Source organism: Arthrobacter humicola (genome assembly GCF_022803015.1).
Taxonomy (GTDB): Bacteria; Actinomycetota; Actinomycetes; order Actinomycetales; family Micrococcaceae; genus Arthrobacter; species Arthrobacter humicola_A.
In genome coordinates this window covers 163,878-176,849 of the sequence record NZ_JAFKON010000004.1, presented here as the reverse complement: position 1 = coordinate 176,849, position 12,972 = coordinate 163,878, and the positions used below count along the sequence as shown (strand labels likewise).

9 protein-coding genes are annotated in these 12,972 nt (G+C 67.8%); 4 read left to right on the top strand and 5 right to left on the bottom strand.

Features of this window, described 5'->3' with window-relative positions:
- Positions 1 to 189 precede the first annotated feature (189 nt).
- From ARTB_RS10520 to sufU, 4 genes are all read left to right on the top strand, one after another.
- The gene (locus ARTB_RS10520) at positions 190 to 2,931 is read left to right on the top strand and encodes a LuxR family transcriptional regulator (protein ID WP_243179773.1); all 2,742 of its coding nucleotides are present in this window, start codon (positions 190 to 192) and stop codon (positions 2,929 to 2,931) included.
- A 71-nt stretch (positions 2,932 to 3,002) separates the two neighbouring features.
- Positions 3,003 to 5,726: a helix-turn-helix transcriptional regulator gene (locus tag ARTB_RS10515; protein ID WP_243179771.1), complete on the top strand. Its 2,724-nt coding sequence runs from the start codon at positions 3,003 to 3,005 to the stop codon at positions 5,724 to 5,726.
- A gap of 1,158 nt (positions 5,727 to 6,884) precedes the next feature.
- Positions 6,885 to 8,192, top strand: coding sequence for a SufS family cysteine desulfurase (locus ARTB_RS10510; protein WP_243179769.1), 1,308 nt, complete (start codon positions 6,885 to 6,887; stop codon positions 8,190 to 8,192).
- An 11-nt stretch (positions 8,193 to 8,203) separates the two neighbouring features.
- Positions 8,204 to 8,674: a Fe-S cluster assembly sulfur transfer protein SufU gene (gene sufU, locus ARTB_RS10505; protein ID WP_079551640.1), complete on the top strand. Its 471-nt coding sequence runs from the start codon at positions 8,204 to 8,206 to the stop codon at positions 8,672 to 8,674.
- Here sufU and ARTB_RS10500 read toward each other — a convergent pair.
- The 5 genes from ARTB_RS10500 to ARTB_RS10480 form a co-directional block, all read right to left on the bottom strand.
- Entirely contained in the window at positions 8,671 to 9,984 is a 1,314-nt protein-coding gene (locus ARTB_RS10500; protein ID WP_243179757.1) for a UDP-glucose dehydrogenase family protein, read from the bottom strand. The genes sufU and ARTB_RS10500 overlap by 4 nt on opposite strands.
- 28 nt (positions 9,985 to 10,012) lie before the next feature.
- Positions 10,013 to 10,414 (bottom strand): VanZ family protein, encoded by a 402-nt coding sequence (locus tag ARTB_RS10495; RefSeq protein ID WP_243179754.1) that lies wholly within the window; start codon positions 10,412 to 10,414, stop codon positions 10,013 to 10,015.
- A 153-nt stretch (positions 10,415 to 10,567) separates the two neighbouring features.
- Positions 10,568 to 10,789 (bottom strand): SCO4848 family membrane protein, encoded by a 222-nt coding sequence (locus tag ARTB_RS10490; protein WP_018774651.1) that lies wholly within the window; start codon positions 10,787 to 10,789, stop codon positions 10,568 to 10,570.
- Positions 10,790 to 10,793: 4 nt separating this feature from the next.
- The gene (locus tag ARTB_RS10485; RefSeq protein WP_243179753.1) at positions 10,794 to 11,291 is read right to left on the bottom strand and encodes a DUF2505 domain-containing protein; all 498 of its coding nucleotides are present in this window, start codon (positions 11,289 to 11,291) and stop codon (positions 10,794 to 10,796) included.
- A gap of 47 nt (positions 11,292 to 11,338) precedes the next feature.
- Positions 11,339 to 12,904: an SDR family oxidoreductase gene (locus tag ARTB_RS10480; protein WP_243179752.1), complete on the bottom strand. Its 1,566-nt coding sequence runs from the start codon at positions 12,902 to 12,904 to the stop codon at positions 11,339 to 11,341.
- Positions 12,905 to 12,972 lie beyond the last annotated feature (68 nt).

Genomic DNA, 12,972 nt, shown 5'->3' with positions numbered 1-12,972 from the left:
GACACGTGCGGCGGGATTGCGACTACTTGGTTTAAGCCTTGCGGCAGCGCCGGTCCAACTGAGTACAGCTACGTAGAGCGGGCGGAATACTCGCTAGGTAATCGAGTACTACTTACGCATACCGAAAATACGCGTAGTCCCTACCGTTGAGGTATCACCGCTCACACTTTGATTGCGAAGGTCTCTCATATGTTCCAGCAAGACGCCGGCTTGCCAACGGGCAGCGGCCAGACAGAAATAGTGTTTCCGGCGCAAAGAAACGGTCATGGCCGCAGTAAGGACAGACCCTTCACCCGCCAGGAGGTCGTTGCCGACATCGTTGAGACCCTGACGTCGGGTTCCGGCTGCGGCATCGTACTCGTGGGCGACCACGGGGCCGGCAAGTCCTTTATCGCCCAGCGCGCCCTGGAGCAGCTCGGCGACGAGTACCTGGTAGTCCAGGTCAGGGGCAGCTCCATATCCTCCAAGCTTCCCTACGGGGCCTTGAGCGTCCTGCTCAACGACCTCGACGCCTCACACCTCGAGCACCCGCTGATGGTGCTGCGCGGACTGACCCAGCTGCTCCACAACAAATCCGAAGGCCGGCGAATCGTCCTCTTCGTGGACAACGCCCATGACCTCGACGAGCTCTCCAGCATGATGGTGGCCCAGTTGAGCGCCGGGTCCCATGTCACGTTGCTGGCGGCGTGCGTTGACATGCCGCACATCGGCGGGGACATCATGGGCCTGTGGAAGGATGACCTGCTCCGACGGGTGGACCTCGGACCGTTCGACTTTGCAGAGACGGCAACAACGTTGCACCACGAATACGGCGGCCGGTTCTCCCTGACCGCTGCCCGGGCGCTTTGGAGTGCGAGCGGGGGCAACGCCTTGTTCCTCCATTCCCTGGCCCGGGAGCAGATCAAGCTGGGCACAGTGATCCGCCAGGACGGTGTATGGTTCCTGGGCAACGGCCCCATCGCCTTGACCGGAGAGATCCGGGACGTCGTGAAGGCACGCCTCAACCGGCTCGGCAACGGCCAGCGCGACGTCTTTGAACTGCTGGCACTCGCCGGGGCAGTCCCGCTGCAGACCCTCATGCTCATCGCCAACCCGCAGGATATGGACGCGCTCCAGGAGCGGGCCCTGATCCGGGTCACCCACGACCATCCGCCGATGGTCAGCATCGCCAACCCGGTAACAGCCGGAATTGTCGCCAACGTGGTCCCGCCCGGGCGCAGCGCCGAACTCCGCCGCCGGCTCACGGCCGTGCTCCAGGAATCGGACACGCTGGACACCGGCGGCTCGGCCGGCGTCGCCTGGGCTCTGGATTGCGGGGAAGAGGTGAGCTCCCAGGTCGCCCTGGCCGCCGCCCGCGCCGCGAACGGAGCATCCGACCACGCGGCCGCCTTGCGATTTGTCCAGGAGGTCGAAGGAAGCGAACCCGCCGCCCTGATGGCCATCGAAACAGTCAATGCCCACATCTCGGTGAACAACGAGGACTCCGCACGCCGGGTTCTGGAGGCACTGGATGACGGCGCGTGCGCCAAGCTTCCCCTGACCGAGTGGACCGCTTTGCAGCTGCTGCGCGTGGAATTGGACAAACGCAGCACTGCCCCGGGCGCCGACCCCGAAGCCCGGATACAGGAGTTCGCCGAGCGGCTGGCTGCCGAGCCCGCCGCACAGAGTCCAGTTGCAGTTGCAGCCCGGGAGCGGCTGCGCCTGGCGGAGGCTGGGCTCGCCGCTTTCCGTGGACGCTACGACGAGGTCCTGGCCATAACCGACGGCGTGGACGCGGGGGACCTGGGCACCGAACCAAGGATCCTGACCGCCAGCGTGCGCAGCGAGGCCCTGGCCGTCACAGGCAACGTGGTGCGGGCGCTCGCCCTTGGAAAGCAGATCCTGGCGGCCACAGCCGGCGTGCAGCTCAGGGACCATGCGGTTCGTGAGATCAGGGGCAGGTTCCTCCTCCTCCTTTTGCTCTCCGGCAAGTTCAGGGAAACGTCCGTCTATCTTGAGGAGACGTACAGCGGCGCAGAGCCCCAGACCAGGCTGGGCGGGATGTTTGAGATCGGCCAGGGCGTCATGGACCTGCATGCCGGACACCTCGACGACGCCTTGTCCCGGCTCCAGGCGGGCCGCTGGCAGCTCCGGGCGCAGGACCCCGACGCTTTGGGCGGCCTGGCCGCAGCCGTGTGTGCCTATGCCGCCGCACTCCAGGGCGAAGAGGAAGTGGCCGGCCTGCTGCTGGACGATCTTGCCCAGGCCCGGCCGCCCGCGGCCTGGCTGGTGGAACGGCTCACACGCTATTTCGAACTGTCGGCCCAGGCCGAGCTCGGCCAGAGGGCAATGTCCATCCGTGCGCTCTCGGCCGAAGCGGGCAACGACGCTGAAACGTCAGCACTGGCCCCCGCGCTCCTGTTCCAGTCCGCCGCGGCCCGGCTGGGAGACCGCCAGGCGGGCCAGAAGCTCGGCAGCCTGAGCGGGAGGGTGACCGGACAATTCGCGGCCCTGTGCTCGCGGCTGGCCGAAGGCATGCGGGAGGCTGACAGCGAACAGTTACTGGCAGCATCCAAGGAAGCTGAGGCATGCGGCAACACCGTGTTCGCCAGGGACGCGGTGCGGAAAGCCGTCGGCTGCGCAAACGACGCCGGCAACCGCATCGCGTTGCGAATCGCCCAGCGGGCGCAGCAGTCCCTCGATGACAAGTTCGGCAGTCCGAAGAACGGGCTGCGGTCGCTTACAACCTCAACCCTGACGGCGAGGGAATGTGAAGTGGCGGTCCGGGCTGCTGCCGGTACGTCCAACCGCAAGATCGCGGAACAGATGCACGTATCCGTCCGCACTGTGGAGGGACACCTCTATCAGGTGTATTCGAAGCTGCACGTCGCCAGCCGATCGGAACTCAAAGATGTCATCTCGACTCCGGCAGACAGCGCCAGGCTCGGCTGAGCCCGGCAGACTGCAGGCGGCAACCCGGACGGCTGTTCAAGACGGGCAGAAACTGGCAGGAAGAACCGGCGATGGAAAGCCTGGCTGAGACCTCGGCACTGATCGAGCGCTCGGCGCTGGTCAAGGACCTGGTGCGTTGCCTGCGTGACGACACCCGATCAGGTGCGCTCATCGTCGGCGGCGCGGGCGCGGGCAAGACCGCCGTCCTCAAGGCCGCCATCCGCGAACTCGAGCCCCACCGCCACCTGATTCGGCTGACCGCCACTTCGGCTCTGGCCAGCGTTCCTTTCGGGGCCCTGGCGCCGTACTTGTCCCGGCTTCCTGACCGGGAACTCGACTCCTACGCAGCCGTCGTGGAAGCGATGGCGCGCAGCCTGAAATCCGAGGCGGACCGCCCTCTGTTTGTGGTCGACGATGCGCATTGCCTCGACCATGGGACCGTCCGGCAGTTGGCGCAGGCGGCGGCGACCGGCGCCGCGGGAATCCTCGTGGCCTGCCGTCCCGGGCCGATGATTCCGGAAGAGTTCCTCGCGCTTTGGGACGACGGGATAATTTCCAAGTTCGACCTTTACCCGCTGAGCCGGATCGGAACCCACCAACTATGTGAGCAGGTCCTGCGGGCCGACGTCTCTCCGTGGGTTAGTGCGTTGTTCTATAAGGCGGCCGACGGCAATCCGCTCATGCTGATGTCCCTGATCCAGCATGCCCGGGCCAGCGGCGCCTTGGGCCTCCGGCACGGAGTGTGGTTCCTGCTGGCCAACCCCGACATGGCCCAAGTTCCGGCCGCCGACGTTGTCGACCGGCAGTTGCGCTCCATGACACCGGAGGAAAAGACCGCCGCCACGATCGTTGCCATGGCCGGACCGCTATCCCTGTCCCAGATTCTGCGGATCAGTGGTCCCAAGGCCGTCGATGCCCTGGACACCGCGGGCATCATTGCCGTCTCCACGGGACATGACCGGCTGGTACGGGCCGCCAGCCCGATACTTGGCGAGATTATCCGCCAGCGGGTCCCGGCCGGCCGCAGTTCGGCCCTGCGTTCGAGCGTGTTGTCGCTTCCGTCGGCGCGGGCCGCGGCGCCGGGAGCGGCCCTCAACCGGCTGCGCTGGTCCATGGACTGCGGCGTAGAGATCCCTCCGATCCAGCTCCTGCAGGCCGCTGTCGCCGCGAACACGGACCTGGACCCTGCGACCGCGTCCCGGGTGGCTGGCGCCATCCGGGACGCCCGGTTCCTCCCCGAGGCCCGGATCCAGCTGGCCTATTCGCACTTCATCGCGGGTCACACCGAGGCCGCTGTGGCGTGTCTGGAGTCCGCACAGCCGGTGCCCTCCGGACGGCCGTCCTACCTGGCTGCCCTCCTGGCAGCCCGGCTCGGGTCCGCAACGCCGGCCCGGCAACAGCATCCCGACGCCGGCACGCACCGCCCGGCCTTTGAACTGCCCATCGAACCAGGGCTCCTGGAATCGCGTGCCCGGGATTCACTGTCTGCGGATTTCGCGACGTGCACCGACCTTTCCGGACGCGCTCCGGCGGGACAGCCGCCGGACGTGACAGCCGCCGGGGGACTGGCCACAGAGCTTCTGAGTCACTCATGGGACGGCAAGTTCATGGCAGTTGGAACCGTGCTGCGCGAACTCATCGCCGCGGCCGGCGCCTATCCCGAAATCCGGGTCCCGGCAGTTTCCCTCCTCGCCGAACTCTTGACCGCCCAAGGTCAACTCCGCGCAGGGCTGCGTTTGGACGGCGAGGCATGGGGCGGGGCCCGGACCGCAAGCCTGGAACTACCCTTGGTCTACGAGGACCTCGTGGTGCGCCACTGCCTGAATCTGATCTGGGCCGGCGACTGGGACCGGCTCGGAAATGTCCTGGACGATTACGCGGCCCGTGAGCCTGGGCGGCTGCTGTACAGCGGCGGCATGCTGCACCTCATGCGGGGATACTCGCGGTTGCGCCAGGGCAGGATGCGTGAAAGCCTGGCCGAACTTCGGCTGAGTGTCGAAGAGCTCACTATCGCCGACCCGTTAGGTCTGTTGCCGTTTGCGCGCGCCGTCGCGGCCTATGCCGCAGCCGCCGTCGGACGCCACCATGAGGCCAGCCAGCATGTACTGGCCTACCGGCTCTCGGTGTACCGGGAGCCGAAAACCCTTCACCTGCTGGCAGAGGCGTACTGCCGGGCGGCTGAACCCGGAGAAGGGCCCGGAGGGAGCGGTGCCGGGGCTTTGGCGCGGCTGGCGGACGAGGCCCTGCACGAGAGCCTGCGCGGCGTCGAAACCGATATCAGGCGGCTCGCGCTCCGCGGCGGTGACACCTCGGGCGCCGAGGCCCTCGCCCTCAGCAGCGGCGCAGTCGACGGCCCGGAGGCCAGGCTGGTGGAGTCCTACGCGCGAGCGGTGTCGGCGTCGGATGCGTCCGACCTCATTGGCATCAGCGACGACGCGCTCAATGCAGGGCACGGGCTCCTTGCCCTTGAGGCCGCCCAGCAGGCCGAGCGGATCCTGGCAGACGACCCGGAGCGGTGGCGGCTTACCGCGGTCCAGCGCCGGGTCCATCACCGCCTGGTGGAGGCCGGAATGTTGTCGCAATTGGAGGTCGTCCGCAGCGATCACGGCGCCCCGTTGACTGCCCGTGAGACCGAAGTCCTGGAACTGGTGTCGGGCGGGGCCACGAACGCCGAGATCGCCACCGCGCTCTGTGTGTCACTTCGGACCGTGGAGGGGCACCTGTCCCGGATCTTCGCCAAGCTCGGCGTGGGCCGGCGGGCGGACCTCCTGGACCTCGGCCCGCTGCCCTCCTGACCGGTCCGGCCCGGCCCGGCGTGGCCTGACCTGGCTGTGGCGTGCGTACAGCACGGGTGGACTCCGGGACCAGCGGGAGTAGCTCCAAGTAGTGCCATGGCGAGTAGGGCCTCAGAAGTCGGGTAAACGCTACTCGTGTGCAGAGCCCGTTCGGGCGATTGACTTAAGCCAGTCCCACGAACAGCACTAACCCGAACAGCTCCACCCCGAACAGCTCACAAAGGTCTCAAAATGAGGAACTTGAGGGCGGTCAGCAACCGCAAGCATGGCCCGAGGAAAGTGTGGTCTCAAATTCCTTGCTTGCGGATGCAGCCACTGCCACCATTAGAGGTGATCGGGCCGTAATCTTTCCCACTAACTCCTTCATTGGAATCGTGCGGTGCCTCAACGGGCAGCCGCGCGCCAAGGTCGGAGCCGGCGGCGTCAGAGCCTTCTGAGACCGAGGCTCTCCCCCCAGCCGCCGCCGGCTCCCTTAACCGGTCTTCACGCGGGTCCGCGCCTTCGAGAAGCGCGACCCTGACACGGGTACCGGCGGGCATCGCCGCAGGGGGTAGCGGCGGGTGACGACGTCTTGTGTGCAAGCCCTCGCCGGCCCTGGCGTCAAGCGCCGGCATGTCGGGCAAGCCCTGCGTCGGGGCAGACCTTGCGCCGTAGCAGTGAGAGCCGGCCGGCTGTTCCGGCGCCCCTGTTGGATGTCGCTTTTGGATGCCGCTGCTGGATCCCGTCGGCCCACGGCTCCCGCCAATGGGTCCCGGCGACGGACAGCCGCGGCCCCTGCGGTCATCGCCGCGGCCGCTATTGTTTGTCGTTTGCCATTTTCGGGCAGCACCGGCCCACCCCCTGGCTGGGGGTCGATTTGCGGCTGCCCTTGGGCAATGCGCCCGTCGCGGTCCGGGTCTTGGCCACCGAAGGGCACCGCCGCGCGAGCCGATGGCCCCTCGAGCCGGCTACCGGGGCACGGACCTCCTCTCGCGTTCCGCGGTGAGCGCGTTCCGCGGTGTGCGCGTTCCGCGGTGTGCGGGTCCGCGCGGTGGCCGCGCAGGAGAGCTGCGGGAACGTGGGATAATTAGGTTTAATCTGTGTGATGTATTTCGCGCCGCTTGCTTTCCGGGCGGCACGGGGCACGCCGCAGCGAACGCCGATCCAGGAGTCCCCGCCATGGTTGCCACCCCAGCCCACCTCCGCCGCTCTGCCGCCGCCCTCGGAAACGAGGAGGTCCTGAGGATCCGCAACGATTTCCCGATCCTGCAACAGCACGTCAACGGCTTCCCGCTCGTCTACCTGGACTCAGGGGCGACTTCGCAGAACCCGCTGAGCGTGCTCGAGGCCGAGCAGGAATTCTATGAGCAGCGGAACTCCGCGGTCCACCGCGGGGCGCACCACCTCGCCGTCGAGGCCACCGAGGCATTCGAAAACGCCCGGGAAACGGTCGCCGACTTTGTCGGGGCCGAGTGGGATGAGCTGATCTGGACCTCCAACGCCACGGAGGGCCTGAACCTGCTCACCTATTCTTTCCTCAACGCTTCCCTGCCCGGCGCCGGACCCGAAGCGGCCCGGTTCGCCCTGGCCCCGGGCGACGAACTCGTCGTCACGGAGATGGAACACCATGCCAACCTGATCCCCTGGCAGGAGCTGGCGGCCCGGACAGGCGCCGTCGTGAAGTTCATCCCGATCAACGACGCCGGCGCCCTGGACCTGGAGGCCGCCGCCGGCATCATCGGCCCGCGCACCCGCGTCCTGGCGTTCACCCACGCGTCCAATGTCCTGGGCACCATCAACCCGGTAGCAGCCCTGGTGGCCCTGGCCCGGTCCGCGGGGGCCCTCGTTGTGCTCGACGCCTGCCAGTCCGCGCCGCACCTGCCTCTGGACGTCAAGGCGCTCGACGTCGACTTCGCGGTGTTCTCCGGCCACAAGATGCTCGGCCCCACCGGAATCGGCGCCCTCTATGGCCGCTCGGAACTGCTCAACGCGATGCCGCCGTTCCTGACGGGAGGGTCCATGATCACCACCGTCACGATGGAACGGGCCGGATTCCTGCCGAGCCCGCAACGCTTCGAGGCCGGCACCCAGCGCATTTCGCAGGCGGTCGCACTGGCCGCGGCGGTGAACTACCTCAGCGAAACCGGGATGGACCGCATTCACGCCTGGGAGGCCGAACTCGGCCAGCGCCTCGTGCGCGGCTTGGAATCCATCCCCGGCATCCGAGTGCTGGGCCCCGCGGCGGGACAGGAACGCATTGGCCTGGCGGCATTCGACGTCGCCGGCGTCCACGCGCACGACGTCGGCCAGTTCCTGGACAGCCGGGGCATCGCCGTGCGGGTCGGCCACCACTGCGCCCAGCCGCTGCACCGGAGGCTCGGGCTGGCGGCGACGACGCGCGCCAGCACGTATCTTTACAACACCACGGACGATGTGGACGCGTTCCTGAACGCGGCCGCCGATGTCCGTGCCTACTTCCAAGCCTAGGACGGACATCCATGAGTCTTGACCAGCTCTACCAGCAGATCATCCTGGAACACGCCAAGGCCCGGCACGGCAGCGGCCTGGCCGCCGCGGCCGCACCCATGGACGCCAGCAGCGGCCAGTCCCACCAGCTGAATCCGACCTGCGGCGACGAAATCACGGTCCGGGTGTCCGTGGCCGGCGGGAAGGTCAGTGAGCTGCGCTGGGACGGCGACGGCTGCTCAATCTCGATGGCCTCGGCATCCGTGCTGACCGAGCTCGCCGAGGGCATGAGCGTCGAGGAACTCCGCACGGTCATAGACAGCTTCCGCGAGGTGCTGCGCTCGCGCGGCAAGGTGCCGGCCGACCCGGAGGTGCTGGGCGACGCCGCCGCGTTTGAGGGCGTGTCCCGTTACGCCGCCCGGGTCAAGTGCGCCATGCTCTCATGGGTGGCCGCGGAGGACGCCCTCGGCCAGGCCGCTGGCAGGCTGACGGCCGCGCCCTAGGGACGGCCCAGGCCCTTGTAAGTCCAGCCGGCGGCCCGCCACTTGGCAGGGTCCAGGACATTGCGGCCGTCCAGGATGCGCGGCGCGGACACGAGCGCCTTGGCCGCGTGCGGATCCAGTTCCCGGTAGGCCTGCCATTCGGTCAGCAGCAGCACGGCATCGGCCTTCTGCAGCGTCGTCTCAAGGTCCGGCTCCAGCTGGAGTTCCGGGAAACGCTTGGCGGCATTGGGCAGGGCCTGGGGGTCGGTCACCGTCACCACAGCGCCCTGCAACTGCAGCTGCGCGGCAGCGCTCAGCGCGGGGGAGTCCCGGACGTCGTCGCTTTCGGGCTTGAAGGCCGCGCCCAGGACGGCGATCCGCTGTCCCATCAGGGTGCCGCCGCAGAGCTCCCGCGTGAGTTCCACGACCCGGGTCCGGCGCCTCATGTTGATGGCGTCAACCTCGCGCAGGAAAGTCAACGCCTGGTCGGCACCCAGCTCGCCCGCGCGGGCCATGAACGCACGGATGTCCTTGGGCAGGCAGCCGCCGCCGAAACCGATGCCGGCATTCAGGAATTTCCGGCCGATCCGCTCGTCCAGCCCGATCGCGTCGGCCAGCCGGGTGACATCGGCCCCCGTGGCCTCACAGACCTCGGCCATGGCGTTGATGAAGGAAATCTTGGTGGCCAGGAAGGAGTTGGCGGCAGTCTTGACGAGTTCGGCCGTAGCGTAGTCCGTCACCAGCCGGGGTGTCCCGCGCGAGAGCGGGGTCTCGTAGACCTGGTCCAGGACAGCCACCGCTGGGTGGTCTTCGCTTCCGTCCGGTGTCCCGTAGACAAACCGGTCCGGGTTCAGGGTGTCCGTTACGGCGTGGCCTTCGCGCAGGAACTCCGGGTTCCAGACCAGCATCGCGCCGGGCTCGGTTTCGGCCAGCACCTCGGCCAGCCGCGCGGCCGTACCTACAGGCACGGTGGATTTCCCGGCCACGACGTCGCCGGGGGAGAGATGGGCGGCCAGAGCCGTGACCGCGGCGTCAACGTAGCGCAGATCGGCGCCGTTTTCGCCGCGTTTTTGAGGGGTTCCGACACAGATGAAGTGGACCTCGGAGCCGCGGGCGGCGGCCATGTCGGTGGTGAATCGCAGAAGCCCGGATTCTTCCAGCTCGGACAGCAGATCGTCCAAAACAGGTTCATAGAACGGGGCGTGGCCTGCTGACAGTTGCGCCACCTTGTGTTCGTCGACGTCGATGCCTACAACGTCGTGGCCCAGCTTGGCCATGCAAGCAGCATGAACAGCGCCCAAATAACCGCAACCGATAACCGAAATCCGCATACTTTCGTTGTCCTCCCGTCGGGCCTGTTCACAGAGTACGCGGTGGACCGCGGAATCGCACAGCAGCGGAGAGTGTCATGAGCACCAGGGCCGCAAGGGCGCCGATCATGGCGCCGAAAGTGTTCGCGGCGACATCGGAGACGGAGGGAAAGCGCGCCGGGAGGAAGAAAAGCTGGGCGAGCTCAATCAGGACCGAGACCAAGAAGCCGACGGCGGCCCCGCCCCACCACAGCCGGGCACCCAGGATCCGGGCCACGAAGGCACCCAACGGAATGAACAGGACCATGTTGGCGGCCAGTTCGAGCACCCGATAGTCGAACCATTCGGGGACACCCCAGCGGTGCAGCTTCCGCAGCGACCGCAACAGCAGATCGGAGGCGCCCTGGTCCACGGGAACGGGCCAGAGCGCAATGAGGCCAAGAATGAGCACATAAGCCCCCAGCCCCCACATGGCCGCACGACGGGGTAGCAATTGGCGTCCCCTTTCAGCTGTCCACTTTTTTGCCGATTCTATCCGCCGGCAGGCCACGAGCGCAGGAAATCCGGCACACCGGCGGGCATATGACGGCCGGTGTGCCGGATGCTAGCTGAGCAGCCCGGCCACGCCAATCGCCGCCGTCGCGGCCCCCAGCAGCATGGAGATGCTGACCAGGACCACATGGACGGTCAGGAAGCGCGTGGCCTTGCCGTTGGCGTCGCGGGCACGCGGATCCTTCATGACCCGGCGCAGGAACTGCGGCCAGACAACCAGGGACCAGACGCCGGCGACGATCAGGACGACGGCGAGGACCGCGGGCAGTTCCACGGGCTCAGTGGCTTTCGAGCCAGGCCTGGGCCTGCTGGGACTGCAGGTTCAGGGCCTTGCCGACCATCGGTTCTGCGGCGTCGGCGATCTTGCCGCCAAGGAACGGCACCGAGGAGGTCACGTCGCCCTCGAGCTCGATCCGGGTGCTGCCGCCGTCGGACACGAGACGCTGGACAGCATTCACGTCCAGCGGGGCGCCGGAGACCTTCAGCGAGATCTTGCTCTGCCGGGAGCCGTCGGCGGCGGGGGCCTCCCAGGCCTCCAGCTGCGTCACCTTCAGGCTTTCGCCAACAAATTTCCGGGCAATGTCCGGCATCCGGGTGGTGGGGATGGTCCGCACGGTGGTGGTGTTGAAAGCGCCGGCGGTGTCACCGTCGACGGCGAAGGATTCCAGGGTGCCGCCGACGAGTTCGCTCGTGTGGCGCAGGAAGTCTTCATTGACGAAAACCGCGGTAACGCGGTCGACGCTGTGCGGAACGGTAGTGGATGCACTCAGGGCCATAGGGGGTCCTCCATGATGTGGAAGTGGACGTTTCGGGCTCCAACATCCTACGTGGTGTGCCGGGCTGGCTCCGATTCGAGGTTTTCCAGATCCCGGGCGGCGGCGGTGATATTCCGCGACATGGCGGGAAAAATGACGCTGTGGAACGGCAGCACTGCGAGCCAGTAGAGGCGGCCGCTGAGGCCCTTGGGGAAGAAAATGGCGCGCTGGCGGTAGCGGCTGCCCGTCCCCTCCGGCTCCACGGAAAGTTCGAGCCAGGCCCGGCCCGGGGCCCGCATTTCGGCCCGCAGTCGCAGCAGCCGGCCACGGTCGATCCGCTCGACCCGCCACCAGTCCACCACCTCGCCCTCGGCCAGCAGGTGCGGGTGCCGGCGGCCGCGCAGCAGCCCCGCCCCGCCGGTGAGCTTGTCCAGCCAGCCGCGCACCTGCCAGGCCAGCGGCAGGGAGTACCAGCCGTTCCGGCCGCCGATTCCTTCGATGACGGTCCACACATATTTGGGGTCCACGTCGCTTTGGAAGCTGCGCTCATCCACGTACACGGCGTGGCCGGACCAATCCGGGTCGCTCGGCAGGGGATCGGCGTCGACGCCGGCGCTGGCCCACGTGGTCTCCACCTGGCCGTCGCGTTCCTTGCCCAGGGCGAGGGCCACGGCCCGCCGGTAGGGGGTCAGGCCGCCCTCCGGCACAGGGATGTGCGCGTCGATGTCGTGCTCGGCGGCGACGGCGTCGTGCTGGAGCGATTCGACCAGCGGCAGGGACATGGAGAGCGGGATCGGGGTGGTCAGTGCCACCCACAGACCGGCCAGTTTGGGGGCCGGCACCGGCAGCGCCAGCACCACACGGTGCGGCAGGCCGGCCTCGGCGGCGTATTCCTGCATCATTCCGGCGTAACTGAGCACCTGGCGGCAGCCGATGTCGAAGGTCCGGTTGATGGGTCCTTCCAGCGACGCCGCCGCCACGAGGTAGTACAGGACATCACGGACCGCTATCGCCTCGATCTTGTTGCGCACCCAGCTCGGGGCGGGCATCAGCGGCAGCGTCTCGGACAAATGCCGGATCATTTCGAACGACGCCGAGCCCGAGCCGATCACGACGCCGGCCTGGAAGACCACTGCGTCCACCGGGCTTTCCAGGAACACCTTCCCCACCGCTTCGCGGGAGCGCATGTGGGTGGACAGTTCGGCTCCGGCCGGGTGCAGGCCGCCGAGGTAGACGATCCTGTCCACTCCGGCGGCGGCCGCGGCCCGGGCTGCCGTCCCGGCCATCGTCTTTTCCTTGGCCTCGAAGCCGGCCCCGGCCGCCATGGAATGGACCAGGTAGTACAGGACGTCGACGCCGTCGAGCGCCGCCTGCAGGGCGTCCCCGTCGTCGAGGCTGCTGTGGATCACCTCGACGTCGTCCAGCCAGGGCACGCCGGCGATCTTGGCCGGGGTGCGGACCACGACTTTGACCCTGTGTCCGGCTTCCAGGAGCCGGGGGACGAGCCGGCCGCCGATGTAACCGGTGGCCCCGGTGACGAGCACGGTCTTAGGGGATGCGGCCTTCGCGGTGGCTCCCTGCGGGGCTGGAGCAGGAGTTCCAGCGGGTTCGGGGGTTGCGGTTGTGCCGTTCATGGTGACTCCTTGTCAGCCAGCAGTTGGCGGGTGGCCTACCAAGCCATTCGGTGCGCGGCCCGCGTTGG

Excerpts from the sequence above, each read along its gene's own strand:
- ARTB_RS10520 (WP_243179773.1), top strand. The coding sequence starts at position 190 with ATGTTCCAGCAAGACGCCGGCTTGCCAACGGGCAGCGGCCAGACAGAA.
- ARTB_RS10515 (WP_243179771.1), top strand. The coding sequence starts at position 3,003 with ATGGAAAGCCTGGCTGAGACCTCGGCACTGATCGAGCGCTCGGCGCTG.
- ARTB_RS10510 (WP_243179769.1), top strand. The coding sequence starts at position 6,885 with ATGGTTGCCACCCCAGCCCACCTCCGCCGCTCTGCCGCCGCCCTCGGA.
- sufU (WP_079551640.1), top strand. The coding sequence starts at position 8,204 with ATGAGTCTTGACCAGCTCTACCAGCAGATCATCCTGGAACACGCCAAG.
- ARTB_RS10500 (WP_243179757.1), bottom strand. The coding sequence starts at position 9,984 with ATGCGGATTTCGGTTATCGGTTGCGGTTATTTGGGCGCTGTTCATGCT.
- ARTB_RS10485 (WP_243179753.1), bottom strand. The coding sequence starts at position 11,291 with ATGGCCCTGAGTGCATCCACTACCGTTCCGCACAGCGTCGACCGCGTT.
- ARTB_RS10480 (WP_243179752.1), bottom strand. The coding sequence starts at position 12,904 with ATGAACGGCACAACCGCAACCCCCGAACCCGCTGGAACTCCTGCTCCA.